The sequence below is a fragment of the Mesorhizobium sp. M0306 genome, assembly GCF_040321655.1.
Lineage (GTDB): Bacteria > Pseudomonadota > Alphaproteobacteria > Rhizobiales > Rhizobiaceae > Mesorhizobium.
Window position 1 is genome coordinate 259,672 of record NZ_JAMYRY010000001.1, and the last position, 22,487, is coordinate 282,158.

At 62.9% G+C, this 22,487-nt stretch carries 20 protein-coding genes and 2 pseudogenes; 11 read left to right on the forward strand and 11 right to left on the reverse strand.

The annotated features are described in order from the left end of the window. Nucleotides 1–33: 33 nt before the first annotated feature. From NKI95_RS01345 to NKI95_RS01360, 4 genes are all read right to left on the reverse strand, one after another. Complete coding sequence (locus NKI95_RS01345) at nt 34–846, reverse strand: ABC transporter permease (protein WP_352713421.1); 813 nt, start codon at nt 844–846, stop codon at nt 34–36. After that, entirely contained in the window at nt 839–1,768 is a 930-nt protein-coding gene (locus NKI95_RS01350; protein WP_352713423.1) for an ABC transporter permease, read from the reverse strand. The genes NKI95_RS01345 and NKI95_RS01350 overlap by 8 nt, the downstream gene beginning before the upstream one ends. Then, a complete protein-coding gene (locus tag NKI95_RS01355) occupies nt 1,768–2,868 on the reverse strand; it encodes an ABC transporter ATP-binding protein (RefSeq protein WP_352714565.1) in 1,101 nt (366 codons plus the stop codon). The genes NKI95_RS01350 and NKI95_RS01355 overlap by 1 nt, the downstream gene beginning before the upstream one ends. A gap of 139 nt (nt 2,869–3,007) precedes the next feature. Further along, a complete protein-coding gene (locus NKI95_RS01360) occupies nt 3,008–4,675 on the reverse strand; it encodes an amidohydrolase (RefSeq protein ID WP_352713426.1) in 1,668 nt (555 codons plus the stop codon). A 141-nt stretch (nt 4,676–4,816) separates the two neighbouring features. Between NKI95_RS01360 and NKI95_RS01365 the strand changes: the two genes are divergently transcribed. The 7 genes from NKI95_RS01365 (at nt 4,817) to NKI95_RS01395 (ending at nt 12,483) form a co-directional block, all read left to right on the forward strand. After that, complete coding sequence (locus tag NKI95_RS01365; protein WP_352713429.1) at nt 4,817–5,848, forward strand: histone deacetylase family protein; 1,032 nt, start codon at nt 4,817–4,819, stop codon at nt 5,846–5,848. A gap of 237 nt (nt 5,849–6,085) precedes the next feature. Next, the gene (locus NKI95_RS01370; RefSeq protein WP_352713432.1) at nt 6,086–7,729 is read left to right on the forward strand and encodes an MFS transporter; all 1,644 of its coding nucleotides are present in this window, start codon (nt 6,086–6,088) and stop codon (nt 7,727–7,729) included. A gap of 137 nt (nt 7,730–7,866) precedes the next feature. After that, the gene (locus NKI95_RS01375) at nt 7,867–8,727 is read left to right on the forward strand and encodes an FAD binding domain-containing protein (protein ID WP_352713436.1); all 861 of its coding nucleotides are present in this window, start codon (nt 7,867–7,869) and stop codon (nt 8,725–8,727) included. Further along, on the forward strand, nt 8,727–9,203 hold the full coding sequence (locus NKI95_RS01380; RefSeq protein WP_352713439.1) for a (2Fe-2S)-binding protein: 477 nt from the start codon (nt 8,727–8,729) through the stop codon (nt 9,201–9,203). Before NKI95_RS01375 ends, NKI95_RS01380 begins: the two co-directional genes overlap by 1 nt. 2 nt (nt 9,204–9,205) lie before the next feature. Next, a complete protein-coding gene (locus tag NKI95_RS01385) occupies nt 9,206–11,470 on the forward strand; it encodes a xanthine dehydrogenase family protein molybdopterin-binding subunit (RefSeq protein WP_352713442.1) in 2,265 nt (754 codons plus the stop codon). Next, nucleotides 11,470–11,715, forward strand: coding sequence for a MoaD/ThiS family protein (locus tag NKI95_RS01390; protein WP_352713444.1), 246 nt, complete (start codon nt 11,470–11,472; stop codon nt 11,713–11,715). The genes NKI95_RS01385 and NKI95_RS01390 overlap by 1 nt, the downstream gene beginning before the upstream one ends. Before the next feature lie 204 nt (nt 11,716–11,919). Further along, complete coding sequence (locus tag NKI95_RS01395) at nt 11,920–12,483, forward strand: GNAT family N-acetyltransferase (RefSeq protein ID WP_352713446.1); 564 nt, start codon at nt 11,920–11,922, stop codon at nt 12,481–12,483. An 89-nt stretch (nt 12,484–12,572) separates the two neighbouring features. On the opposite strand, the gene NKI95_RS01400 is transcribed toward NKI95_RS01395, so the two are convergent. After that, a complete protein-coding gene (locus tag NKI95_RS01400; RefSeq protein WP_352448190.1) occupies nt 12,573–12,971 on the reverse strand; it encodes a GFA family protein in 399 nt (132 codons plus the stop codon). A 208-nt stretch (nt 12,972–13,179) separates the two neighbouring features. On the opposite strand from NKI95_RS01400, the gene NKI95_RS01405 reads away from it, so the two are divergent. Then, the gene (locus tag NKI95_RS01405) at nt 13,180–13,677 is read left to right on the forward strand and encodes a GNAT family N-acetyltransferase (RefSeq protein WP_352713449.1); all 498 of its coding nucleotides are present in this window, start codon (nt 13,180–13,182) and stop codon (nt 13,675–13,677) included. 54 nt (nt 13,678–13,731) lie between these two features. On the opposite strand, the pseudogene NKI95_RS01410 reads toward NKI95_RS01405, so the two are convergent. The 4 genes and pseudogenes from NKI95_RS01410 to NKI95_RS01425 all read right to left on the reverse strand — a co-directional run. Beyond that, nucleotides 13,732–13,908: pseudogene (locus tag NKI95_RS01410) on the reverse strand (hypothetical protein); the annotation flags it as partial. 44 nt (nt 13,909–13,952) lie between these two features. Then, nucleotides 13,953–14,066 (reverse strand): annotated as a pseudogene (locus tag NKI95_RS01415) (Lrp/AsnC family transcriptional regulator); the annotation flags it as partial. Between the two features lie 121 nt (nt 14,067–14,187). Then, complete coding sequence (locus NKI95_RS01420) at nt 14,188–14,700, reverse strand: OmpA family protein (protein WP_352664401.1); 513 nt, start codon at nt 14,698–14,700, stop codon at nt 14,188–14,190. Nucleotides 14,701–14,710: 10 nt separating this feature from the next. Continuing rightward, nucleotides 14,711–15,370, reverse strand: a complete 660-nt coding sequence (locus NKI95_RS01425) for a L,D-transpeptidase (protein ID WP_352713452.1) — start codon at nt 15,368–15,370, stop codon at nt 14,711–14,713. 282 nt (nt 15,371–15,652) lie between these two features. Here NKI95_RS01425 and NKI95_RS01430 point away from each other — a divergent pair, with 282 nt between their 5' ends. From NKI95_RS01430 to NKI95_RS01440, 3 genes are all read left to right on the forward strand, one after another. Next, nucleotides 15,653–16,063, forward strand: a complete 411-nt coding sequence (locus NKI95_RS01430; RefSeq protein WP_352713455.1) for a DUF1194 domain-containing protein — start codon at nt 15,653–15,655, stop codon at nt 16,061–16,063. 341 nt (nt 16,064–16,404) lie between these two features. Beyond that, a complete protein-coding gene (locus tag NKI95_RS01435) occupies nt 16,405–17,535 on the forward strand; it encodes an efflux RND transporter periplasmic adaptor subunit (RefSeq protein WP_352714567.1) in 1,131 nt (376 codons plus the stop codon). Then, nucleotides 17,532–20,735: an efflux RND transporter permease subunit gene (locus tag NKI95_RS01440; RefSeq protein ID WP_352713458.1), complete on the forward strand. Its 3,204-nt coding sequence runs from the start codon at nt 17,532–17,534 to the stop codon at nt 20,733–20,735. The genes NKI95_RS01435 and NKI95_RS01440 overlap by 4 nt, the downstream gene beginning before the upstream one ends. Nucleotides 20,736–20,968: 233 nt before the next feature. Here the strand turns inward: NKI95_RS01440 and NKI95_RS01445 are convergent, their stop codons facing one another. Beyond that, nucleotides 20,969–21,109: a hypothetical protein gene (locus NKI95_RS01445; protein WP_292665242.1), complete on the reverse strand. Its 141-nt coding sequence runs from the start codon at nt 21,107–21,109 to the stop codon at nt 20,969–20,971. Between the two features lie 184 nt (nt 21,110–21,293). After that, nucleotides 21,294–22,406, reverse strand: coding sequence for a TauD/TfdA family dioxygenase (locus NKI95_RS01450; RefSeq protein WP_352713461.1), 1,113 nt, complete (start codon nt 22,404–22,406; stop codon nt 21,294–21,296). Nucleotides 22,407–22,487 lie beyond the last annotated feature (81 nt).

Below are 22,487 nucleotides of genomic sequence, written 5' to 3' on the forward strand. Positions count from 1 at the left end.
CTTTGCCTTCCCATTGATTCACTTGGCCTTGAGTCACTTGGCGCGGCGGCGCGCGATCAGGAACGATATCGAGACGAACAGGATCGAGACCAGCAGCAGGATGGTGGAGATGGCGTTGATCTCCGGCGTCATCGGCCGCCTGATCTGGTTCCAGATGTAGAGGGGCAGCGTCGTCTGCCCGGGGCCGGCGACCAGCTGCGTGATGGTGAAATCGTCGAAGGAGACGATGAAGGCGAGCGCCCCACCCGACAGAACGCCGGGAACCAGCAATGGCAGCGTTATGCGCCTGAAAGCATGCCACGGCGTGGCATAGAGGTCGGCCGCCGCAGCTTCGAGCGTCAGGTCCATGTCCTCGAGCCGCGCCCGGATCGGCATATAGGCGAATGGAATGCAAAAGACGGTGTGGGCGAGGATCAGATTGCCGATGCCGAAATTGAGCCCGAGCGTGCCCGCGATCAGCGCAAAGAACGAGAGCGTCGCCACCGCTGTGATAATTTCCGGAACCATCAGCGGCAGATTGATGATCATGAAGGCGGCCGACAGCCCGCGCCACGGCTTCACCCGGGTCATGCCGATTGCCGCCAGCGTCGCGGCGATCGTCGAAATGATCGTGGCGGTGACAGAGATGATCAGTGTGTTCTTGGCGGCGTTGTGGAATTCCTGGTTGAGCAGCGCACTGCCATACCAACCGAATCCGATGCCTTCCCAACGCGTCACCAGCGAACCGGTGTTCAGCGAAAAGATCATCAGGATCAGGATTGGCGCGTAAAGCACGCAGAGGCAGATGATGGCGATCGAGCGGAACCCCGGCTGGTCCTTGATATCGGCACTGCGGGGGTCAGCCATGCCGCATCTTCCCCGACGTGGTGCGGACATAGAAATAGAGCGCCACCAGCACCGCGGCCATCAGGATCAGCGCCTGTGCGCAACCGAGCGGCCAGTTGCGCCCGGAACCGAATTGCTGGGCGATGAGATCGCCGATCATCAGATGGATGCCGCCGCCCAGGATCAGCGGCGTCACATAGGCGCCGAGGGCTGGAATGAAGACCAGCAGGCAACCGGCGATGATGCCGGGCCGCGACAGCGGGATGATCACGCGCCACAGCACCTGCCGACGGGTCGCATAGAGGTCGTAGGCCGCCTCGACCAGGCGGAAATCCAGCTTCTCCAGGCTGGAATAGAGCGGCAGCACCATGAACGGCAGGAACGAATAGAGCAGGCCGAGCTGGATGGCGAAGTTGGTGTAGAGCATGGTGATCGGCTTCTCGATCACCCCAAGTGCCATCAGCGCGTTGTTGATGAGGCCCTCGTCGCGGATGATGAACATAATGGCGAGTGTGCGCACCAGAAGGTTCGACCAGAATGGGATGGTCATCAACAGCACCCACCAGTTGCGCTGCGCCGGCGGTCGCGTCGCCATGAAATAGGCGGTCGGAAAGCCGAGCAGCAGGCAGATGATCGTCGTCACCACGGCAAACAGAAACGAGCGCAAATAGATGATCAGGAAATCCGGCGTGAACTGCAGCGTGTCGTCGAAAATATCGCGCTGGAACAGGAAGTTCAGATAGGCGTCTGTCGAGAACTTCCACTGCACACCGCCATAGGGTGCTGCGGCGAGAAATGAATAGATGAGGATGATGAGAAGCGGCAGCACGCCGAAGACGCCGATGATGACCAAAGCCGGCAACGAAAGCAGGCGGTGGCGCCTTGCAGTGGCTTTCTCCGCCTCCGCTTCGAATACCGCCGCCTTGGAAAAGGTGATTGCCATCAATCCCTCAAAATGCGCGCGCCATCGTCCTCGAACACGACACCGACCTTGGCGCCCGGCTCGAATGAGACGGCGCCCGAGCGGCTGTTCTGGTGGCGCACGATGAAATCGTCGCCGCCTTCGAGCTTCACGTGATAGTGGGTGTCGGTGCCGAAATAGACGACATTTGCCAGGGTTCCCGAGACCATGCCCTTGGCGGCATCGGCGACGAGATCAGCATGTTCCGGCCGCACCACCACAGTCACCGCCCCGGAAGGGTCGAAGTTTTCCGGAAATCCCGCCGCCACCGTAGCTTCGGACGCGATCTTCACCATTGCGATGCCGGATTTCTTCGACACGACAGTGCCCTTGAGGAAATTGGTTTCGCCAATGAAGTCGGCGACGAAGCGCTCGGCCGGCCGGTCGTAAATATCGCGCGGCGTGCCGACCTGCAGGATCTTGCCGGCCGACATCACGGCGATGCGGTCGGACATGGTCAGCGCTTCTTCCTGGTCATGGGTGACGAAGATGAAGGTGATGCCGGTCTGGTGCTGCAGCCGTTTCAGTTCGATCTGCATTTCCTTGCGCAGCTTGTAGTCGAGCGCCGACAGCGGCTCGTCGAGCAACAGCACTTTCGGCTGTGGCGCCAGCGCGCGCGCCAGTGCCACGCGCTGCTGCTGGCCGCCGGAGATCTGGCTGGTGCGGCGGGCACTCAGCGCCTCCATCTTGACCAGCTTCAGCATCTCGGCAACGCGTGCCTTGATTTCGGCTTTCGGTTTGCCCAGCATCTCCAGGCCGAAGCCGATATTCTCGGCCACCGTCATGTGCGGGAACAGCGCATAGGACTGGAAGACGGTGTTGACTGGCCGCTTGAACGGCGGCAGCGGCGCGATGTCCTGGCCGTGCAGCAGGATTTCGCCTTCGCTGGGGAAATCGAAGCCGGCAATCAGCCGAAGCAGCGTCGTCTTTCCGCAACCGGACGGCCCCAGCAGCGTGAAGAACTCGTTCTCGCGGATCGACACCGAAACCGTGTCGAGAGCTGCGACTTGTACATCCCCGGTACCGAATACCTTGCGGACGCCGCGGACTTCGATTGCACTCTTACCCGGCTGATCCGGCACGCACTTCCCCATTGTTATGTCCGCTCTTGTTGGCGGATCCAGTTCCCATTCGATTGTCAGCATATGCCGGTCGGCTTGGCAACCATGCATCTGAATCTCGGTTCAGAACGCAAGCCCCGTGCCATAGTCAGCGCCACCATTAAACCTGATAAGTGATCTTGCCGCCGCAAATGGTGCTGACCGGATGCACCTTGTGTAACAAACCCGGTTCAGCTGCCTCGATATCGGCCGACAGCACCACCAGATCGGCCAGATAGCCTGGTTTCAGCCGGCCCTTGCGGTGCTCCATGAATTCGGCATAAGCGCCTTCGACCGTATAGCCCGCAAGCGCTTCCAACAGCGAGAAGCTCTGGTCGGGAATGCCGTCTGCCCAAGGTTTGCGCAGCATCGCCGCCTGAATGCCCAGGATCGGGTCGATCCGCGACACCGGCCAGTCGGAAGCGAAGACGACATGCGCGCCCGCCTGCTTCAGCGTCCGCCAGGCATAGCTCAGCGGCCATCTTTTGCGACCGATGCGCGAAAGCGTCGGCTCCAACGGGAAGTCCATGGCGCCGGGCGGGTGCGGCGGCTGCATCGAGGCGATGACGCCGAGTTCGGCGAAGCGCGGCACGTCGGCGGCAGTGGTGACCTCGATGTGCTCGACCCGGTGCCGGCTGTCGCGTTTGCCGTTCTTCCGCTGCGCCGCCTCGTACCCATCGAGGACCGCGCGCACCGCGCCGTCGCCGATCGAATGCACCGCGACCTGCAGCCCGCGCCGGTCGGCCTCCACCGCCACCTCGGCGAGATGCTCCGGCGTAAACAGCGGCTCACCGCGCCAGCCCGGCCGGTCGGCATAGTCGTCGACCATGACCGCGGTCCAGCCTTCCAGCACGCCGTCGTAAAACATCTTGACCATGCCGGACGACAGCCATTCCGATTGGTAGGAGTTGGCCATGCTCGATGCCTTTTCCAGCCTGTCGAGCGTCATGAAGTTCTTGAAATGAAAAGGTATCTTGGTGCGGCAGAGCAGCCGCCCTTCCTGTTCCAGCCCGGCTAGCAGCTCGAGCTGGTAAAGATTGCCGTCCATGTTCTGGATCGAGGTGATGCCGTGGCGGGCGCACCATTCCAACCCGCGATGCATCAGGTCACGATCGGCCGCGACTTCGGCGGCGGAAGGGTACGGCTCGGGCTCGCCGCCTGTCGCAAGGCCGAGCCGCACGCGGTTCTGCCCGGAAAGCTCGAGGATCGGCCCGAACGCCTCGCCCTCGCGCAATTCGCCCGCCGCGAGCCCGTCGGCGCCCATGACGATCTCATTGCCGGGGCCGAGTTGCTTGCCGTGCAGGATGCCAGCCAGCTCAAGCGCCTTGGTGTTGGCCCACATCGTGTGGTGATCGGAAGCCGACATCGCGAACGGCCGGTCGGCGATGATGCGATCGAGATGATGGCGGGTGACCGGCTCTTCCTTCGAAAGGATGGTGTAGTCGACGCCGGCCCCAAGCAGCAATTTGGCGTTCGGCCGTGCTGCCGCATAGGCGCGGATCGCGTCGCTCAGCGCATCGAAGCCATGCACGCCCTGAAGGTGCAGATTGTCGAGCTCGGCCGCGCCGCCGAAAAGATGCATATGCGCTTCGATGAAGCCCGGCACCACCGAACCGCCTTGCGCATCGATAATCTTCGTGGCCGGCCCTTTCAGCGCCTCGATCGTCCGACGATCGCCAACCGCCAGGATGTTGCCGTCCTTTACCGCCACCGCCTCGGCCGTCGGATTGCCTTCGTCCATGGTCAGCACACGGGCATTGGTGACGATTAGGTCGGCATTTGAACTCATGATTACCCGCGGTTCGGTTGCGCTGCCGGCAGGCTAGACGACCGGCTACCGTGCCAGCAAGCCATGGCTGGTTGGCCCAGCGCCTTGTGAAAGGCAGTGCAGGACGGTTAGGGTCGCCGCGTCTCACCACGGAACAATTTCATGAAGACTGTTTTTTCGCCTCTCCATGCCGGCCATTCCGGCAATGTCGAATTGATCGCCGGCGCCATCGTGCCGGCATTTGAAAAACCTTCGCGCGCCGAGTTCATCAGGGCGCGGGTGGAGAGCGAGAAGCTCGGTCCGATCCTGCCGCCGGAAATCCACGACCTCGCCGCCGCCAGGAAGGTGCATGCCAGCGACTACATCGATTTCCTGCCGACCGTGTGGCCGCTCTGGGAAGCGTCGGGCCGCAGCGGTTCGGCCATTCCCTTCACCTGGCCGACGCGCGGCCTGCGCGGCGACGTGCGCCCGAAAGGCATCGACGCGCTGCTCGGCTTCTACTCCTTCGACGGCGGCGCGACGTTCGTCAAAGGCACATGGGACGCGATCAAGTCGTCCTATGACGTCGCGCTGACCGCCGCCGCGCTGGTCAAGGCCGGTGAGCCGTCCGCCTTCGCGCTCTGCCGCCCGCCGGGGCACCATGCCGGTGCAGCTTTCATGGGCGGCTATTGCTTCATCAACAACGCCGCCGTCGCCGCGCAATGGTTCCGCGACCATGGCGCCGGGCGCGTTTCGATCCTCGACGTCGATTATCACCACGGCAACGGTACCCAGGAGATCTTCTACCGCCGCGGCGACGTTCAGGTGCTGAACCTGCATGGCGATCCGATGACCGAATATCCGTTCTTCCTCGGCCATGCCGACGAACGCGGCGAGGGCGACGGCGAAGGCTTCAACGACAATTACCCGATGCCCTTCGGCACCGGCTGGGACGTGTGGAACGCCTCACTTGAGGACGCTTGCACGAGGCTTTCGGCTTATGCTCCTGACGTCGTCGTGGTTTCACTCGGCGTCGACACGTTCGAGAAGGATCCGATCAGCCAGTTCAAGCTGAAAACGGGCGACTATCCCAGGATCGGCCGCCGCATCGCCAGGCTCGGCCTGCCGACGCTGTTCGTCATGGAAGGCGGCTACGCCGTCGAGGAGATCGGCATCAACGCCGTCGGCGTGCTGACCGGCTTCGAGGACCGCTAGAAGTGCTGCCGGTGCCTGCCAATTACATGGCAGCGCTCGGCAAGCGGTGCCGCCGGCCTGACCGACCGCTCCGCCTGCAGCGGCACGCGCTGGCCGGTCCGCTATCTTGTTGTTGGACCATGATGTTTTTCCAGAATGCGTTCGCCCTTTGCGACATGATGTTCTATTTTTTGAATCCATGGCTTGAGGGGCCGATTCATCGGAAGAACAAACGCGTTTGAGCCCGGGAAAGCATTTATGAACGACGACATACCGGAAAGCGAAAGCGCCTCGGCGCTGGCGCCGTTCCGGCACGGCATCTTCCGGGCGGTGTGGTCCGCCAGCCTCGTCTCCAATTTCGGTGGCCTGATCCAGGGCGTCGGCGCCGCCTGGATGATGACGACGATCGCCACCTCGTCCTACCAGGTCGCATTGGTCCAGGCCTCGACCACCTTGCCGATCATGCTCTTCGCGCTGCTGGCCGGCGCCATCGCCGACAGCTTCAACCGTCGCAAAATCATGCTGATCGCGCAGATCTTCATGCTCGCCGTCTCGGCACTTCTGACCGTCTTCACCTATCTCGACCTGATGACGCCGTGGACGCTGCTCGCCTTCACCTTTCTGATCGACAGCGGCACCGCGCTCAACAGTCCGTCCTGGCAGGCTTCGGTCGGCGACATGGTGCCTCGCACCAAGGTGCCGGCGGCGATCGCTCTCAACTCGATGGGGTTCAACCTGACACGCAGCGTCGGCCCGGCGATCGGCGGCATCATCGTTGCCGCCGCAGGCGCCGCCGCGGCCTTTGCCGTCAACACGCTGAGCTATGTCGGCCTCATCGTCGTGCTGGCCCGCTGGAGGCCGGAACTGCCGGCATCGACCTTGCCGCGCGAGACGCTGGGCGCCGCAATGGGCGCCGGCCTGCGCTACGTCGCCATGTCGCCCAATATCGGCAAGGTGCTGGTCAGGAGCTCGGCTTTCGGCTTCAGCGCCGGCGCGGTCCTGGCGCTGCTTCCCCTGGTCGCGCGTGACGTCGTCAAGGGCGATGCCTTGAGCTACGGCATCATGCTCGGCGCCTTCGGCATCGGCGCCGTCGGCGGCGCGCTGACCAGCGTCAGGCTGCGGCAGCTGCTGTCCAGCGAAACCATGGTGCGCATGGCATTTGCCGGTTTCGCCGTCTGCGCCTTCAACGCCGCCGTCAGCAATCATGCCTGGCAGACGTCGCTCGGCCTGCTGGTCGGCGGCGCCTGCTGGGTGACTGCGCTGTCGCATTTCAATGTCACCGTGCAGATGTCGACGCCGCGCTGGGTGGTCGGCCGCGTGTTGTCGGTCTACCAGACCGCGACCTTCGGCGGCATCGCGCTCGGCAGCTGGGTCTGGGGTGTCGTTGCCGACGCGCATGGCGCCGAAGTCGCCCTGATGGCGGCCAGCGTCGCGATGCTGGCGGGAGGCGCCATCGGCCTGCTGCTGCCGCTGCCGCAGCAGGCGGTGCTTAACCTCGATCCGCTTAACCGTTTCCAGGAACCGCATCTGGCGCTTGATCTCAAGCCACGCAGCGGCCCCATCGCCATCATGATCGAATATGTCATCCGTAACGAGGACGTGCCGGAATTCCTCGCCACCATGGCCGAGCGCGGCCGCGTTCGCCGGCGTGACGGCGCCCGCAACTGGACCTTGGCGCGCGATCTCGAAAATCCGTCGATATGGATCGAGCACTACCACACGCCGACCTGGGTCGAATACATCCGCCACAACAGGCGCGCCACCTACGCCGACGCCGTCATCGGCGAGCGCATAAGGGCGCTGCACAGCGGCAACGAGCCACCCCGCGTCCGCCGTATGATCGAGCGCCCGACGACAGCAGGCACGGCGCTGGTGATGCCGAAAGGACCGATCGAGCATTAGTGGCCAGCGGGACGTCCAGTTGGTCGAGCAAATGAAATTGCGCCGCCTGGCCCAATCCGCGAATGCACGAACGGGATGGCCATTGCGTAGAGACGGTTTATATCAGTTGATGTGACTATGACCACTAAGGGGAGACGATGCGTTACATACGTCCGCTTTCAATTGAAGACGCCGCCGGGCTGTTGGCCGGTTCAGCCGGCACGGCCGCCATCCTCGCCGGAGGCAGCGACCTCTTGGTGAGAATGAAAGGCGGCTTTATCGAACCCGACCTGATCGTCGACATCAAGGCGATCGACGGGCTTGGCGAGATCAGGGAAACAGCCGAGGGCTTCAGCATCGGCGCGGCGGTCCCCTGCGCAGTGCTGGGCGAGAGCAAGGCCCTGAAGAACGCATGGCCCGGCGTCGTCGAAGCTGCGAACCTGATCGGCTCGAAGCAGGTGCAGGGACGCTGCACCATCGTCGGCAATCTGTGCAACGCCTCGCCGGCCGCGGACAGCGTGCCGGCGCTGGTGGCCGCTGGCGCCAAGGCGGTGGTCGTCGGCCCGGGAACCAGGCGCACGATTGCCGTGGAAGCGGTACCGACTGGGCCGGGCAAGACGTCGCTGGCCAAGGGCGAGATCATCGAGGCAATCCTGCTCGACAAACGTCTGCCGCGTTCGGGCGATGCCTATCTGCGTTTCATTCCGCGCACGGAGATGGACATCGCGGTGGTAAGCGCCGGCGTGAACCTGACGCTCGACGAGCAAGGTCGCGTCAAATCCGCCCGCCTGGCGCTAGGCGCCGTGGCGCCGACGGTGATTCTGGTCGAGGAGGCCGCCGAGGTTCTCATCGGCTCCAAGCTGGACGAAGCCACGCTGGAGAGGCTCGCCAAGGTCTGCTCGGGGGCCTGCCGTCCGATCGACGACAAGCGGGGCACTATCGAATTCAGACGGAAAGTTGCGGGTGTGCTGGCCAAGCGGGCCGCCACGACCGCCTATGCGCGCGCAGGAGGCAAATGATGGCTGGTGTGGCAGTATCAACGACAATCAACGGCGACAATGTCGAGTTCCTTTGCCAGCCGGACGAAACGCTGCTTGATGTGCTGCGCGATCGCCTGGGGCTGACGGGTGCTAAGGAAGGCTGCGGCACCGGCGACTGCGGCGCCTGCAGCATCATCCTCGACGATCGGCTGGTGTGCTCGTGCCTGGTGCTCGGCGCGGAGGCCGAGGGTCGGCACGTCGAGACCATCGAGGGCATGGCGCGTGGCGACAGGCTGCATCCGCTGCAGCAGAAATTCCTGGAGCACGCCGCACTTCAATGCGGCATCTGCACGCCGGGCTTCCTCATGGCGGCCAAGGACCTTTTGGCCAAGAACCCCGATCCGACCGAGGAGGAGATCCGCTTCGGCCTTGCCGGGAACCTCTGCCGCTGCACCGGCTATGACAAGATCGTGCGTGCCGTTCAGGACGCCGCCAGCGTGATGAAGGGAGCCTGACGATGAATTTCGATCCGCGTTACTCCGGACGCAATTTCACCTCTGTCGGCACGCGTCCTATCCGTCCCGACGGCGTCGACAAGGTGACGGGCCGCGCACGCTATGGCGCCGACTTCAACATGGCCGGGCAACTGGTCGGGCGCGTTCTCAGAAGCCCTCATGCGCATGCCACGATCAGGAAGATCGACACGTCGAAGGCGGAGAAGCTCGCCGGCGTCAAGGCCGTGATCACCGCGGCCGACCTGCCCGACCTCACCGACGGCGATGCCGCCATGTACGACATCCTCGACAACTGCATGGCGCGCAAGAAAGCGCTCTATGACGGCCATGCCGTGGCCGCGGTCGCGGCGGTCGATGCCCGCACGGCGAGACAGGCACTGAAGCTGATCGAGGTCGACTATGAGGTGCTGCCGCATGTCACCGACGTCGACGAGGCGATGAAGCACTCCGCACCCCTGGTCAACGACGCCATCTTCACCGAGGGCCTCGAGGAGAAGCCCGTCAAGCCTTCCAATGTCACCAAGCGCACCCAGTATGGCCATGGCGACATCCATGAAGGTTTCGGCCAGGCCGATTTCGTCGTCGAACGCTCCTTCAAGACCGAGCAGACACACCAGGGTTACATCGAGCCGCATGCCTGCGTGGCCAATGTCAGCTCGGACGGCACCGCCGACCTGTGGGTCTGCACGCAAGGCCATTTTGTCTACCGCCAACACTGCGCCCAACTGCTTGGCATGGAAGCCTCGAAGCTGCGCGTCACCTCGTCGGAGATCGGCGGCGGTTTCGGCGGCAAGACCCATGTCTGGGCCGAGCCGGTGGCACTGGCGCTGTCACGCAAGGCCGGGCGGCCGGTCAAGCTGGTCATGACGCGCGACGAGGTGTTCCGCGCCTCCGGCCCGACCAGCGCCACCTCGATCGATGTCAGGATCGGCGCCCGCAAGGACGGCACGATCACGGCGGCCGAGGCGACGCTGCGCTATAGCTGCGGCCCCTATGCCGGCATGTGGGCCGAGATCGGCGCCATGACCGCCTTTGCCTGCTACAAGCTCGAGAACGTCAAGACGGTCGGCTACGAAGTGCTGGTCAACCGGCCCAAGACCGCGGCCTATCGCGCGCCGTCGGCTCCGATGGCGGCGTTTGCGGTGGAAAGCGCGGTCGACGAACTGGCCAAGGAAATCGGCATGGACCCGGTCGAATTCCGGATCAGGAACGCGGCGCAGGAAGGCACCAGATCATCCTACGGCCCGGTATATGGCCCGATCGGCATCGGCCCGACTCTGGAGGCGGTGAAGAACCACCCGCACATGAAGGCGCCGCTCGGCAAGAATCAGGGCCGCGGAATGGCCTGCGGCTTCTGGTTCAATTTCGGTGGCCAGACCTGCACGGACCTCAACATCGGCATGGACGGTTCGGTCTCGCTCGCCGTCGGAACCGTGGATGTGGGTGGTTCGCGCGCCTCGCTTTCGCTGGTCGCGGCGGAGGAGCTCGGTATCCCCTATGAGCAAGTCAAGGCGGTGGTCGCCGATACGTCCAGCCTCGGCTACAACGACATGACGGATGGCAGCCGCGGCACCTTCTCGTCTTCGATGGCGACGATCTCGGCGGCACGCAACGCCATCAAGGTCCTCAGGCAGCGCGCCGCGCAGATGTGGGACATACCCGTCGACGATGTGGTCTGGGAAGAGGGTCACGCGATTGCCAAAGGCGCGACGCACGGCAACCTTTCGCCGCTGTCGCTGAAGGAGATCGCGGCCGCTTCCGGAAAGACGGGCGGACCCATCGCAGGCCACAGTGAGCTCGTCGCCGACGGCGCCGGCGTCTCCTTCGCCACCCATATCTGCGATATCGAGGTGGATCCCGAGACCGGCTCCACCAGGGTGCTGCGCTACACCGTCGTTCAGGACGCCGGCAAGGCGGTGCATCCGACCTATGTCGAGGGGCAGTATCAGGGGGGTGCCGCGCAAGGCATCGGCTGGGCGCTCAACGAGGAGTATATCTACGGCAAGGACGGGCGGTTGCAGAACCCCGGCTTCCTGGACTACCGGATCCCGGTCTGCTCGGACCTGCCGATGATCGACACACAGATCCTCGAGATCCCCAACCCTAACCATCCCTACGGGGTGCGCGGTGTCGGCGAGACCTCGATCGTGCCGCCGCTGGCGGCGATCGCCAATGCGGTGTCGAACGCGGTCGGAGTGCGCATGACGCACATCCCGATGTCGCCGCCGCGCATCCTGGCGGCGCTCGAGGCAGAACGGGAAGGCTGATGGTCGAAGTAACGCTCTGGGGATCGCTCGCCGCGATCGCCGGAGGCAAGAGCAAGGTCGAGATCGAGGCGAAGGATATTCGGGAGCTGTTCAGGAAACTGGCTGAACAGTATCCCGGCCTCGAGCCCTACATCGATCGCGGCATCGCCGTCGCCATCGATGGGACGATCTATCGCGACACCTGGTCGAAGGAATTGCCGGAAGGGGCGGAGATATTCCTGCTGCCGCGTCTTGCCGGGGGATAATTTGGGCTCGACCTCAAGCCGCGAAACGGCCTCGTGCAGCCAACCTCGAGCCCGCCCGTAGCTGGCTTGGCAGCAATTTTTCGCTATTGTGGCAGCCGACTGTTCCGGTTGCGGCCGACGGACGAAGCCGGGCGACTCCGGCCAACCGAAGGGACATGCAATGCCCTACATATGGTCCAGATAAATGGTGCAGTGAGGGCCTGCATGCAGATCGCATCCAAGCCACGCGTCCGCCTGGCAAGCCGTCAGGAACTGGATGAAATTGGCGGGCTCGTCTCCGACGCTTTCGCATCGTTACGGCCCGTTCTGGCGCCACACATCTTCGAGCCCTACGTGAACGATGCACGGGATGTCGCGGGGCGATGGACGAAGGCTAGCGTCGCGGTGCTCGAAGCCGAGGGACGGCTCGTCGGGACGGTCACCTACTACGCCGATGCCGCCTTTGACGGCATGGGCTGGCCGCCCGGGCTGGCAGGCCTCAGGACCCTCGCGGTTGCTCCCTCGGCACGGGGCCGCGGATATGGCCGCGCGCTTTGCGAATGGTGCGTCTTGCAAGCGCGTCTGCAGGGCTCAGGCGGCCTTGCGCTTCACACCGCCTTGTTCATGACGTCTGCATGCAAGCTGTATGAGAGCCTTGGCTTCGAGAGACGCCCCGCCCACGACCTTTTTGCATCCGACATTATTGGTTTTGATCCAGCTCTCGGCGATCAGAAGATCATCGCCTACCTGCTGCCGCTCAAGCAGGTCGAGAGCAGCCGCGATCGATAATGTTCGATCACCGTTGGAACGGAGGGGTCATCATCTCGCTTCCGCATGCTGTCCGCAGCTTCCACCGTTTGTCTCGATGCGAGCAGATCCTAGTCTTTCGTATAGTCAGGCCCAAAACGGGTCGGCAGGTTGTCGGCGAGTTTCAACCAAGGGAGCTTCTCCTCAAAAGCGACATGCAGCGTAGGTGCAAATTTTTCTGGCTCCTCCATCGCTGCCGCAAAAAAATGCATGACATCAGACATGTTCTTTGAGCGGAAGGACAGCGGCGTGCCACAGTGATCGCAAAATGTTCTTTCCACACCGGGAGAAGAGTTGAATACCTTCGGTAGCTTGCCCAGCCATCGCCATTGACCGTTCAAGACGCCAATATAGGAGGTCATCGGCGCAGAACATTGCCGCCGACAACTTTCACAATGACAGACCACGCAGGCCTGTGCCGGGCCATCGACTTCAAAAGCAATAGCGCCACATAAGCAATGACCACGCATGCAAATACTCCTTGAGTCAACAAGGACAGCTTCATGCCTGGGCGTGAGGGAGGCGCCACGAAATGCGCCGAGCTGGCGCCCAGTTCCGACATTCGGCGCCGGCGATCGTCCTCGCGTGCGCGAGGCGTTGCCTCCAAGCTGCGGGCGCTGGCGGATCAGGCAATCTTCGGCAAAGACTTTGGAATACTGGAGAACCTCGGGAGGAAATGTGGCTGAGATTGTCAATACAGCCGTAGAGCACATTGAGAGTTTCCATGCGGCTCTCGACGTTGTCGCGCGGGAGAGAAAATACCTGACCATGCTTCAAGCGTTCCCGCTTCCCGAGACACGCGATTTCGTCTTGAATATGATTAAGCAGCGAAACCCGCATATCGCGGCGACGGAAGGAAACCGTGTTGTGGGATGGTGCGACATCACCCGCCATTTCTTTCCATCCCACGCTCATCGCGGAAGTTTAGCGATGGGAATCATACCCGGTTTTCGTGGACAGGGATTGGGCCGTCGCCTCATCACCGCCGCATTAGAAAAAGCTCGGCAAGAAAACTTCGTTCGCATTGAACTCTCGGTGCACGCCGATAACAGCCGGGCCATAACGCTGTATGAAAAAACTAGTTTCGTTACGGAAGGTGTCCTCAGGCGTAGCGTTTGCATTGATGGTCGCTATGTCGACGCCATATGCATGGCTGTGATGCTTGACGGTCAATGACGGATGCTGGCGCATCCCGGACGACAGTATGTTTGAACGCCTTGATCCTGCTAGTTAACTTCGGATGTTTTCCGACGGCTTCCGGTCAGCTTTGAGCCGATTGGAACGTGGCGAAGGAAGCCCCTTTCGACAACTTCCGGAGCGAGGCTTGGCCAGGCGCGAGGCGCGATTGCCTCCGCATCGAGGGCATTTGAAACCGAACTTCCAGCGTCTCGTTGCGAAGTAGTCGGCGCATGCGTAATCGGCCTAGCAGGTCTATCGCAACCCGAACACCACAGTGGAATTGCGGTCACTTCTTTGGCCGTTCGGATCACGAACATCGTGTGGTATCGCGCGACGTTGCTTCGGTCTCGGAACAGGCGCTCGCACAGCGCATCGAACTCTTCCATCGCGAGGGTCCGTTCTGAGCGCACAGCGATGCTGGTCTCAATGTCCGAGATGAGACGCAAAGCAGCCATGCCGCCGTCGGGTGCGAGACTCTGATTTGGTGACAAGCAAAACAGCGGCCCCCTACGGCTCGTCCCGCACATCGCGCAAATTAGACACAACGCGGCGGTTCTGCGACCTGCAGGCGGTGTCGGGGCACTCGCGGACGAGCCTGTCCTTGCCGTAGCCCTTGGCCCACATGCGGTTGCGGTCTATGCCGCCGGCGGCGAGGTAGTCCATCACCGCATCGGCGCGCTGCTGCGACAGCGCCGTTTCACTTGCGCCGGGATCGTCGGCGAAACCCTGCAGCTTGAGCAGCCAGCGCGGATGCTTTGCTAACCAGGCGATCTGGGTGTCGAGGGTGGCCTTGGCGACAGAATCGAGCGCGGCCGAACCTTGCGTGAAATAGGTGCGGCGGCCGACATTGAGGATAAAATCCTCCTCGCTGCCCGGCTGCACGTTCTGGAAGCCGGCAACCTCGGTGTTGGTGACGTCGGGCGTGGAAGGGGCCAGCGTGTTGCTGGTCGAGCAGGATGCGACCAACACCAGCAGGCCGGCGGCGAGCAGCCGGCGCGTGTTTTCAATCATGCGGTTCATGAGGCGCCAATCATTCGACAGTGGTGGAAGCGGGCGCCTGGTCGGCGATGTGCGGCAGGACCTGCACCGCGGTGCCGATCGGGCAGCGCTGGTAGAGGTCGATGATGTCTTCCGGGAACATGCGGATGCAGCCGCTGGAAGCGTCGGTGCCGATGCTCCATGGCTCCAGCGTGCCATGCAGGCGGTAGCCGGTGTCGGCGCCGTCGCGGTGCAGATAGAGCGCGCGCGGCCCGAGCGGATTGTTGGACGCGCCGCCTGCGATCATGGGCGGTAGTTCCGGCCTGCGCTTACGCATTTCGGGGGGCGGGACCCAATCCGGCCACAGCGCGCGGCGGTCGATCGTCGCGCGGCCGTACCATTTGAAGCCCTCCTTGCCGACGCCGACGCCGTAGCGGATGGCGGTCTTGTTTTCCATGATGACGTAGAGGAAGTGGTGGCGCGTATCGACCACGACGGTGCCGACCGGCTCGCTGCTGAAATACTTGACGATCTGGCGATGCCATCTCTTGTCGATCTTGGCGAAGTTGGTCTTGCGATAGACAAAATTGTTGTCGCTGGCGGTACCGGCGAAAAAGGATTTTGCCGCCGCGGCTTGAGCAATATTGCTGGTTGCACCCACCGCGACCAGCGCCAGGCCGCCAAGCACGACACCCCTGCGTGATAAAACCATCGGCAATATTCCCCCATGCCTAAAGCCTGGCGGACCATAGTTGAGAATTATTTCGCCTCAAAGTGGAAAATGCTGCGGTGCTTCAGTCCGCCGGGAACGAACGGTCCGGTTCTGGGACGAACTAGCCAGAAGGTGCCATTCCGCTGGCGCCCCATCTTGGCCGCAACGACGTTACTTGCCGTTGCCTGAAAACAACTGCGGCGCCGCGTTGGCCGCCTTGCGCCAGCACCTGCCTCTTGACGCTTCCGGCCGTGATACGCTCCTACCAATCGGTCATCATGCGTGTGGCCGAAGGCGGGTGACGAGCGTGGCGAGTTCCGCTTGACGGTATGTGTTGGTTTTGGCGAATACCTCTTTGAGCTGGGTGCGCGCGGTTTCGCGGCTGACGCCGAGTGCAATTGCCGCCGCAGCATCCTCCCGTTTGACCAACCGGATGGACGCGCCGAGATGATGTCCTTCATTCCACGCTTCGCTGGTCGGAGAAAACCCGAACGGGCACGAGGCGTGCTATTCCCTCTGGCGGTGAGCCTGACAACGTCGCTGTCGGCCACGGCGGAGCAGGTTTCCTCGGTGGATCTCGAACTGGTTCTTTGTGTCGATGTATCGTCTTCAATGAGCGAGACGGAACAACGGCTGCAGCGGGAGGGATATGTCAACGCACTGCTCGATGCCGCAGTGTTGCAGTCCATTTGAATCCGGCCGGCGTGGTAATGCCCATATCGGTCTCCTTCGAGCAATATGAATCATAAGCCGTCCATCAAAGGAATCCTGAATCCCTTAATTCGCGACTGACTTTAGCCCGGTGGCAGGGCAGCCACAGGGTGGACATTTCAGCCCACATGGAAAATGATCATGTTGCCATGCACAACACTGCAATGCTCTGATCTCGACGAGAAGCCTGAGCGTAGAAGCGGATCAACCGACCTCCGGTCCAGCGAGCGAGGACGCAAATGGACACCCCAGAGAATGGGCAATTGCATCGCGACGCGGGCGGGCGACCCCGTCGATCGGCCGGCTGGCTTGCCCGCGCCGCCATGTCGGCGGCATTCCTGCTCGGCATGGCTTTCAGCAGCACTGCGTTTGCGCAGGACCAGCAGCTTCCCGAGGTGACGGCGGCCAAGCCGGTGGTCCGTGAAATCGTCGAAGACGACGAGTTCGTCGGGCGCTTCGAATCCGTCGACCAGGTCGCCATCCGTTCGCGCGTCAGCGGCTATCTGGACAAGGTCAGCTTCCAGGACGGCGCACTGGTCAACAAGGGCGACCTGCTCTTCACCATTGACCAGCGTCCGTACCAGGCGGCTTATGATGCCGCCAAATCGCAAGTGGACGTCGCCAAGAGTCTGCTCGAATTCTCCAAGATGCAGCTGGATCGCGCCGACGAACTCGCCAAGACCGGCAATATCTCAACCGCGACGGTCGACGACCGCCGGCGGGAATACCTTTCGGCGCAGGCGCAGATGCAGGGCGCGACGGCTGCGCTGACGACGGCCAGCCTGAACATGGAATTCACCGAGATCAAGGCGCCCTTGTCCGGCCGCATCGACCGCCGGCTGGTGTCGGTCGGCAACCTCGTGCAGCCGGATACCACCTTGCTGACGACCATCGTTACGCGCGATCCGATCGACTTCTATTTCGACGTCGATGAGCGCCTGTATTTCAGCTACGCCCGCGACGCGAAGGAGCGTGGCGGCAGCATGCAGGAAGGCGCCGGCGGGCTCGAGGTGGTGGTTCGCGTCGCCGACCGCGCGGAGGCGGTATTCAAAGGCAAGCTCGATTTTGCCGAGAACCGGATCGACAACGCGACCGGCACCATGCGGGTGCGTGCAAGGTTTCCCAACGCCGACGGCATTCTCCAGCCAGGCATGTTCGGGCGCATCAACGTGCCGGGGTCGCTGCCGCATAGCGGCGTGCTGGTGCCCGACGAGGCGATCGGCGCCGATCAGGATCGCCGCATCGTGTTCCTGGTGGATGAGGCCGGGATGGTGTCGGCGAAGCCCGTGCGCACCGGCCCGCTTCTCGACGGCTACCGGGTGATCCGCGGGGGCCTGACCGGCGACGAGACGATCATCGTCAACGGGCTGATGCACGCCAGGCCCGGCACCAAGGTGAAGGTCGAGATGGTGACATTGCCGCCCAAGGCCGAGACCGCCGAGTTGCAGCAATGAGGTTCGCACATTTCTTCGTCGACCGTCCGATCTTCGCATCGGTCGTTTCGATCGTCCTGCTGGTCCTCGGCGGGATTGCTTATACCCAGCTGCCGGTCGCGCAATATCCCGAGATCGCGCCGCCGACCATCGTCGTTCGCGCGCAGTATCCGGGCGCCGACGCCGAGACGGTTGCAGCGACGGTGGCAACGCCGATCGAGCAGGAGATCAACGGCGTCGAGGGGATGCTCTACATGTCGTCCTATTCGTCGGGCGACGGGGCGATGGCGCTGACCATCACCTTCAAGCTCGGCACCGATCTCGACCAGGCGCAGGTGCTGGTGCAGAACCGCGTGTCGGTCGCCGAGCCGCGCCTGCCCGAAGAAGTCCGCCGCCTCGGCATCACCACCACCAAGAGCTCGCCCGACCTGATGATGGTCGTGCACATGCTGTCGCCCGACAATACCTACGACCAGCTTTACGTCTCGAACTACGCCCGCTCGCGGGTGCGCGACATACTGCTCAGACTCGACGGCGTCGGCGACCTCATCATCTTCGGCGAACGCGAATATTCGCTGCGCATCTGGCTCGATCCGGAAAAACTGTCCGCCCTGGGGATGACCTCGGGCGATGTGGTGCAGGCGTTGCGCGACCAAAACGTCCAGGTGTCGGGTGGCTCGATCGGCGCGCCGCCGACCAGCACTGGCATGGCGTTCCAGTACACGGTCACCACGCAAGGCCGCTTCAACGACGCACGCGACTTCCGATACGTGATCGTCAAATCGACCGACGACGGCCGCCTGATCTCGCTGCAGGACGTGGCGCGCATCGAGCTCGGCGCCAAGGATTACGTCACCAACTCCTATCTCAACGGCAAACCGGCGGTGGCGCTCGCCATCTTCCAGCGGCCGGGCACCAATGCGCTCGCCGCAGCCGCGGAGATTCAGGACAAGATGAAGGAGCTTTCCCGCGACTTCCCGAAGGGGTTGAGCTACGACATCGTCTACAATCCGACCGAGTTCGTCGCCGAGTCGATCCAGGAGGTCTACAAGACAATCCTCGAGGCGATGCTGCTGGTCATCATCGTCATCATCGTCTTCCTGCAATCGTGGCGCATGGCGATCGTGCCGATCGTGGCGATCCCCGTGTCGCTGATCGGCACGCTGGCGGTGCTTTACGCCGCCGGCTTCTCGCTCAACATGCTGACGCTGTTCGGCCTCGTTCTGGCGATCGGCATCGTCGTCGACGATGCGATCGTCGTGGTCGAGAACGTCGAGCGCAATATCGCCAGAGGGCTGGCGCCCAATCCGGCGTCGCACCTGACCATGGACGAAGTCGGAACGGCGGTCATCGCGATCTCGCTGGTGCTGATAGCCGTGTTCGTACCGACAGCCTTCATCCCCGGCATTTCTGGGCAGTTCTACCTGCAGTTTGCGATCACCATCGCGGTGTCGACGGCGATCTCGGCATTCAATTCGCTGACGCTTTCGCCGGCGCTGGCCGCACTGCTGTTCAAGCCGCACCACGCCGCGGCGGCGCCGCCGCGCTTTTTCCTGGCGCGGTTCGGACGCGCGCTCGCCGACGGCTTCAATCGCGGCTTCGACAGGGTCGCCCACTGGTATTCGAGCATCATCCGCGTGCTGGTCGGCTCGTGGATAACGATCGCCGCCATGCTGGCCGTTTTCGCGGCCCTCATCTACGCCACGGTCTACATGGTGCAGGCGGTGCCGCGCGGTTTCATTCCGTCGCTCGACCAGGGCTATGCGATCGTCGTCGTCCAGTTGCCGGACGGCGCCTCGCTGTCGAGGACCGATGCGGTCATCCAGCAGGCGTCGCAGATCATCCAGAAAACGCCAGGCGTCGACTACGCAGTCGCCTTCGCCGGCTTCTCCGGCGCGACCTTCACCAACGCCAGCAACGCGGGCGTGATCTTCGCCAGGTTCAAGCCCTTTGACGAGCGACTGAAAGCCGGCCAGTCGGCGACCCAGGTCATCGGCAATCTGTTCGGCAGCCTGCAAAGCATCAAGGAAGCCTTCATTATCGCACTGCCGCCGCCGCCGATCCGCGGCGTCGGCAATGCCGGCGGCTTCAAGCTGCAGATCCAGGAGCGCAACAGCGCCGACATGCGGCAGATCCTGGCGCTTGCCAACGAAATCGCCGGCAAGGCCAACAAGACGCCGGGGCTGACGGGCGTGTTCACCACGTTCTCCGCGTCGAGCCCGCAATTCTTCCTGGCGATCGATCGCGACAAGGCGCGCATCCTGAACGTGCCGATCCCCAACATCTTCGAGACGCTGTCGATCAATTTGGGCACCGCCTACGTCAACGACTTCAACGCTTTCGGGCGCGTCTACCAGGTGCGGGCGCAGGCCGACCAGGCGTTCCGCCTCGATCGCGCCGACATCTTGAAACTGAAGGTGCGCTCGGCGACCGGCGCGCTGGTTCCGCTCGGCACGTTGATCGAGATCCGCGACGTCACCGGCCCGGCGCTGGTCCAGCGCTACAACATGTACGTCTCGGTGCCGCTGCAGGGCAACGCCGCGCCCGGCGTTTCCACGGGCGACGCGCTGGCATTGATGGAAGGGATCACGACAAAGACGCTGCCGGCCGGTACCTCCTATGAATGGACCGAGCTCGCCTATCAGGAGCGCAACACCGGCAATGCCGCTGTCTATATCTTCGGACTGTCGGTGCTGTTCGTGTTCCTGGCGCTGGCGGCGCAATATGAAAGCTGGGTGCTGCCGTTCGCCATTGTGCTGGTGGTGCCGCTCGGCGTGCTCGCGGCGTTGCTCGGCGTGTCTTTCCGAGGGCTGGACAACAACATCCTCGTGCAGATCGGCCTCATCGTGCTGATCGGGCTTGCCGCCAAGAACGCGATCCTGATCGTCGAATTCGCGCGCCAGGCGCAGGAACGCGGCCTGTCGGCCGCCGAGGCTGCCGTCGAAGCCTGCCGGCTCAGGCTGCGGCCGATCCTGATGACCGCTTTCTCGTTCATCCTCGGCGTCGTGCCGCTGGTGATCGCAACTGGCCCGGGCGCAGAAATGCGCCAGTCGCTCGGCACCGCGGTGTTCTCCGGCATGCTCGGCGTCACCTTCGTCGGCCTGTTCCTGACGCCGGTGTTCTACGTCACGCTCAGGTCGCTGTTTTCACGGCGCAAGCCCCGTGCCGAGGCCGAGCCTTCGGAGCCGGCAGAGGCGCCATCGGAGACGGCCGCCGAGTAGGGTAACGAATTCGCCGCGTCGGGCGCGGCTTATCACTCCAGAAAATCGGCGGCGCGTAACGGCCACGATCTGCGCGACAACCGCGGCCTCCGGAGTCCTCGCTTGCGATGTCTGCTTTCAGGACGCGGCGAAGCTGATCTCTACGACCGAAATGAGGCGCAAAGCAGCCATTCAGGATTCGGTGTGCGAAGGTCAACGTCGGGCTCGTATCCAAACGTTGGCTCTCCCCCGCCCTACCCTTCGCCCGACAGATCGCGCCGCGCCTTGTCGAGTTCTTCGGCATAGCGGCGCATCAGATGACCTTCGGTCAACAGCCCGACGTCCTTGCGATCTGTGAAATCCTCGACCACCGCGAATCCCCTCGGCGCCGGCACTGGAAGGTCTCTGCCGCCGATTGCACGTTCGGCACCAGCAGCGATTCGTTCAAATTGGCGAACGACAGCACCGCCGATTGCGCCAAAGTGCCTCCGGCTAATAAGGGCTATGTCTTGACTGACCTACTAACGAACCCTGCCGAATGCGATCTTCGGCAAGTCGATGCTCTTTCGGTGCATGCCGCTATCGCGAGAGGACGCGAATCCGGCTCTGGAACTCACCACGATCGACATAGCATCCGCGCAGATGTCGCCGCCCGGTGTTCGGGTTGAACGATTGGCGGCCATGCAACACCCGGCGATTGTCGAAGACCGCCATTTCGCCGGCCTTCAGGCGGTAGGCTATCTGGAAACGCGGCCCGCGGATCATCATCATCAGCTTGCGATAAGCCCCATAAAAGGGCGCGCATAGCTCGGAGGGAAGGTCGATGACATCGACAAGATGGGCGTTGAACCGCAACTCCGTCACTTCCCCGTTGCGTCGAGTTACAATCACGGGAAACCTGCCCCGCAAATCGTAGTTTTCATCGTGAAAACGATAGGGGATCTCGACCTCGCACAACAGGCGGTAGGCTTCCGGATCTTCCGCCTGTAGCGCGGCGACGACCGCAAACCCGTCGGCCAAGATCGATCCACCACCCTCAGCGTCGTTTGCGATACAATGCAGGAACTGGTAGCCGGGCGGCACCTCCTGGTTGGCGAGATCGGTGTGTAGCGGCAAGGCGACCGGCGTATAGGCCAGATTGTTCGGGTTCGGCATCGACACGACTTCGAACATCGCGCCAAAATTTGTCTGGCGCAGGAAACCAATCCGCTCGGCCGCACGCCGCCCCGCGTCGGGATCATCGTCAAGCCCATCGACGATGGAGAGCCCGTATGCAGCCGTTGCCCTCAGCCAAGCGAGCAGATCGTCATCGCTTTGCAAGATGTCTCCGGCGGCGTGACGCGGTATGGTTTCAAGATCGACCGAGGCGTCCCAGAGTTTCGGAGCGATGTCGGCCGGATCGTCCCGCTTTCTGCCGGGACGGTAGGACTCAAAGAACTGGCTCGGGAATTCCTCCTCAGCCTGGTCGTTCTGCCAGACAATGCCCACAGCGCTGCCCCTGTTCCGCACGCTGATGGGTCTGAGCGAGGGGTCTACGCTGGTCAGATCGAAAGTTCGTTCTTCGGTCTGCGGGTGAAACGCCGATGGCGCATTGTCCTTTAGCCAAAGCCAGGGATAGCAGACTGTTTCGCCCGACACGAAAGTCACGGCAAGCGCGGTCTCCCGGGCCTCCACGGAAAGCAGGGTATTCATGATGATGTCTCTCTGAACACAGAATTTGATTTTCAGGTTGGATCAGGCCCGCAGGCCATCAACCCAACGGTGGTGGCCACC

What these genes read in the sequence shown, in the direction of transcription:
- NKI95_RS01450 (WP_352713461.1), bottom strand. Translation starts at nt 22,406, where the DNA reads ATGAATACCCTGCTTTCCGTGGAGGCCCGGGAGACCGCGCTTGCCGTG.
- NKI95_RS01370 (WP_352713432.1), top strand. Translation starts at nt 6,086, where the DNA reads ATGAACGACGACATACCGGAAAGCGAAAGCGCCTCGGCGCTGGCGCCG.
- NKI95_RS01350 (WP_352713423.1), bottom strand. Translation starts at nt 1,768, where the DNA reads ATGGCAATCACCTTTTCCAAGGCGGCGGTATTCGAAGCGGAGGCGGAG.
- NKI95_RS01385 (WP_352713442.1), top strand. Translation starts at nt 9,206, where the DNA reads ATGAATTTCGATCCGCGTTACTCCGGACGCAATTTCACCTCTGTCGGC.
- NKI95_RS01400 (WP_352448190.1), bottom strand. Translation starts at nt 12,971, where the DNA reads ATGCGTGGTCATTGCTTATGTGGCGCTATTGCTTTTGAAGTCGATGGC.
- NKI95_RS01375 (WP_352713436.1), top strand. Translation starts at nt 7,867, where the DNA reads ATGCGTTACATACGTCCGCTTTCAATTGAAGACGCCGCCGGGCTGTTG.
- NKI95_RS01425 (WP_352713452.1), bottom strand. Translation starts at nt 15,370, where the DNA reads ATGGTTTTATCACGCAGGGGTGTCGTGCTTGGCGGCCTGGCGCTGGTC.
- NKI95_RS01395 (WP_352713446.1), top strand. Translation starts at nt 11,920, where the DNA reads ATGCAGATCGCATCCAAGCCACGCGTCCGCCTGGCAAGCCGTCAGGAA.
- NKI95_RS01345 (WP_352713421.1), bottom strand. Translation starts at nt 846, where the DNA reads ATGGCTGACCCCCGCAGTGCCGATATCAAGGACCAGCCGGGGTTCCGC.
- NKI95_RS01420 (WP_352664401.1), bottom strand. Translation starts at nt 14,700, where the DNA reads ATGAACCGCATGATTGAAAACACGCGCCGGCTGCTCGCCGCCGGCCTG.
- NKI95_RS01365 (WP_352713429.1), top strand. Translation starts at nt 4,817, where the DNA reads ATGAAGACTGTTTTTTCGCCTCTCCATGCCGGCCATTCCGGCAATGTC.
- NKI95_RS01380 (WP_352713439.1), top strand. Translation starts at nt 8,727, where the DNA reads ATGGCTGGTGTGGCAGTATCAACGACAATCAACGGCGACAATGTCGAG.
- NKI95_RS01390 (WP_352713444.1), top strand. Translation starts at nt 11,470, where the DNA reads ATGGTCGAAGTAACGCTCTGGGGATCGCTCGCCGCGATCGCCGGAGGC.
- NKI95_RS01440 (WP_352713458.1), top strand. Translation starts at nt 17,532, where the DNA reads ATGAGGTTCGCACATTTCTTCGTCGACCGTCCGATCTTCGCATCGGTC.
- NKI95_RS01435 (WP_352714567.1), top strand. Translation starts at nt 16,405, where the DNA reads ATGTCGGCGGCATTCCTGCTCGGCATGGCTTTCAGCAGCACTGCGTTT.
- NKI95_RS01360 (WP_352713426.1), bottom strand. Translation starts at nt 4,675, where the DNA reads ATGAGTTCAAATGCCGACCTAATCGTCACCAATGCCCGTGTGCTGACC.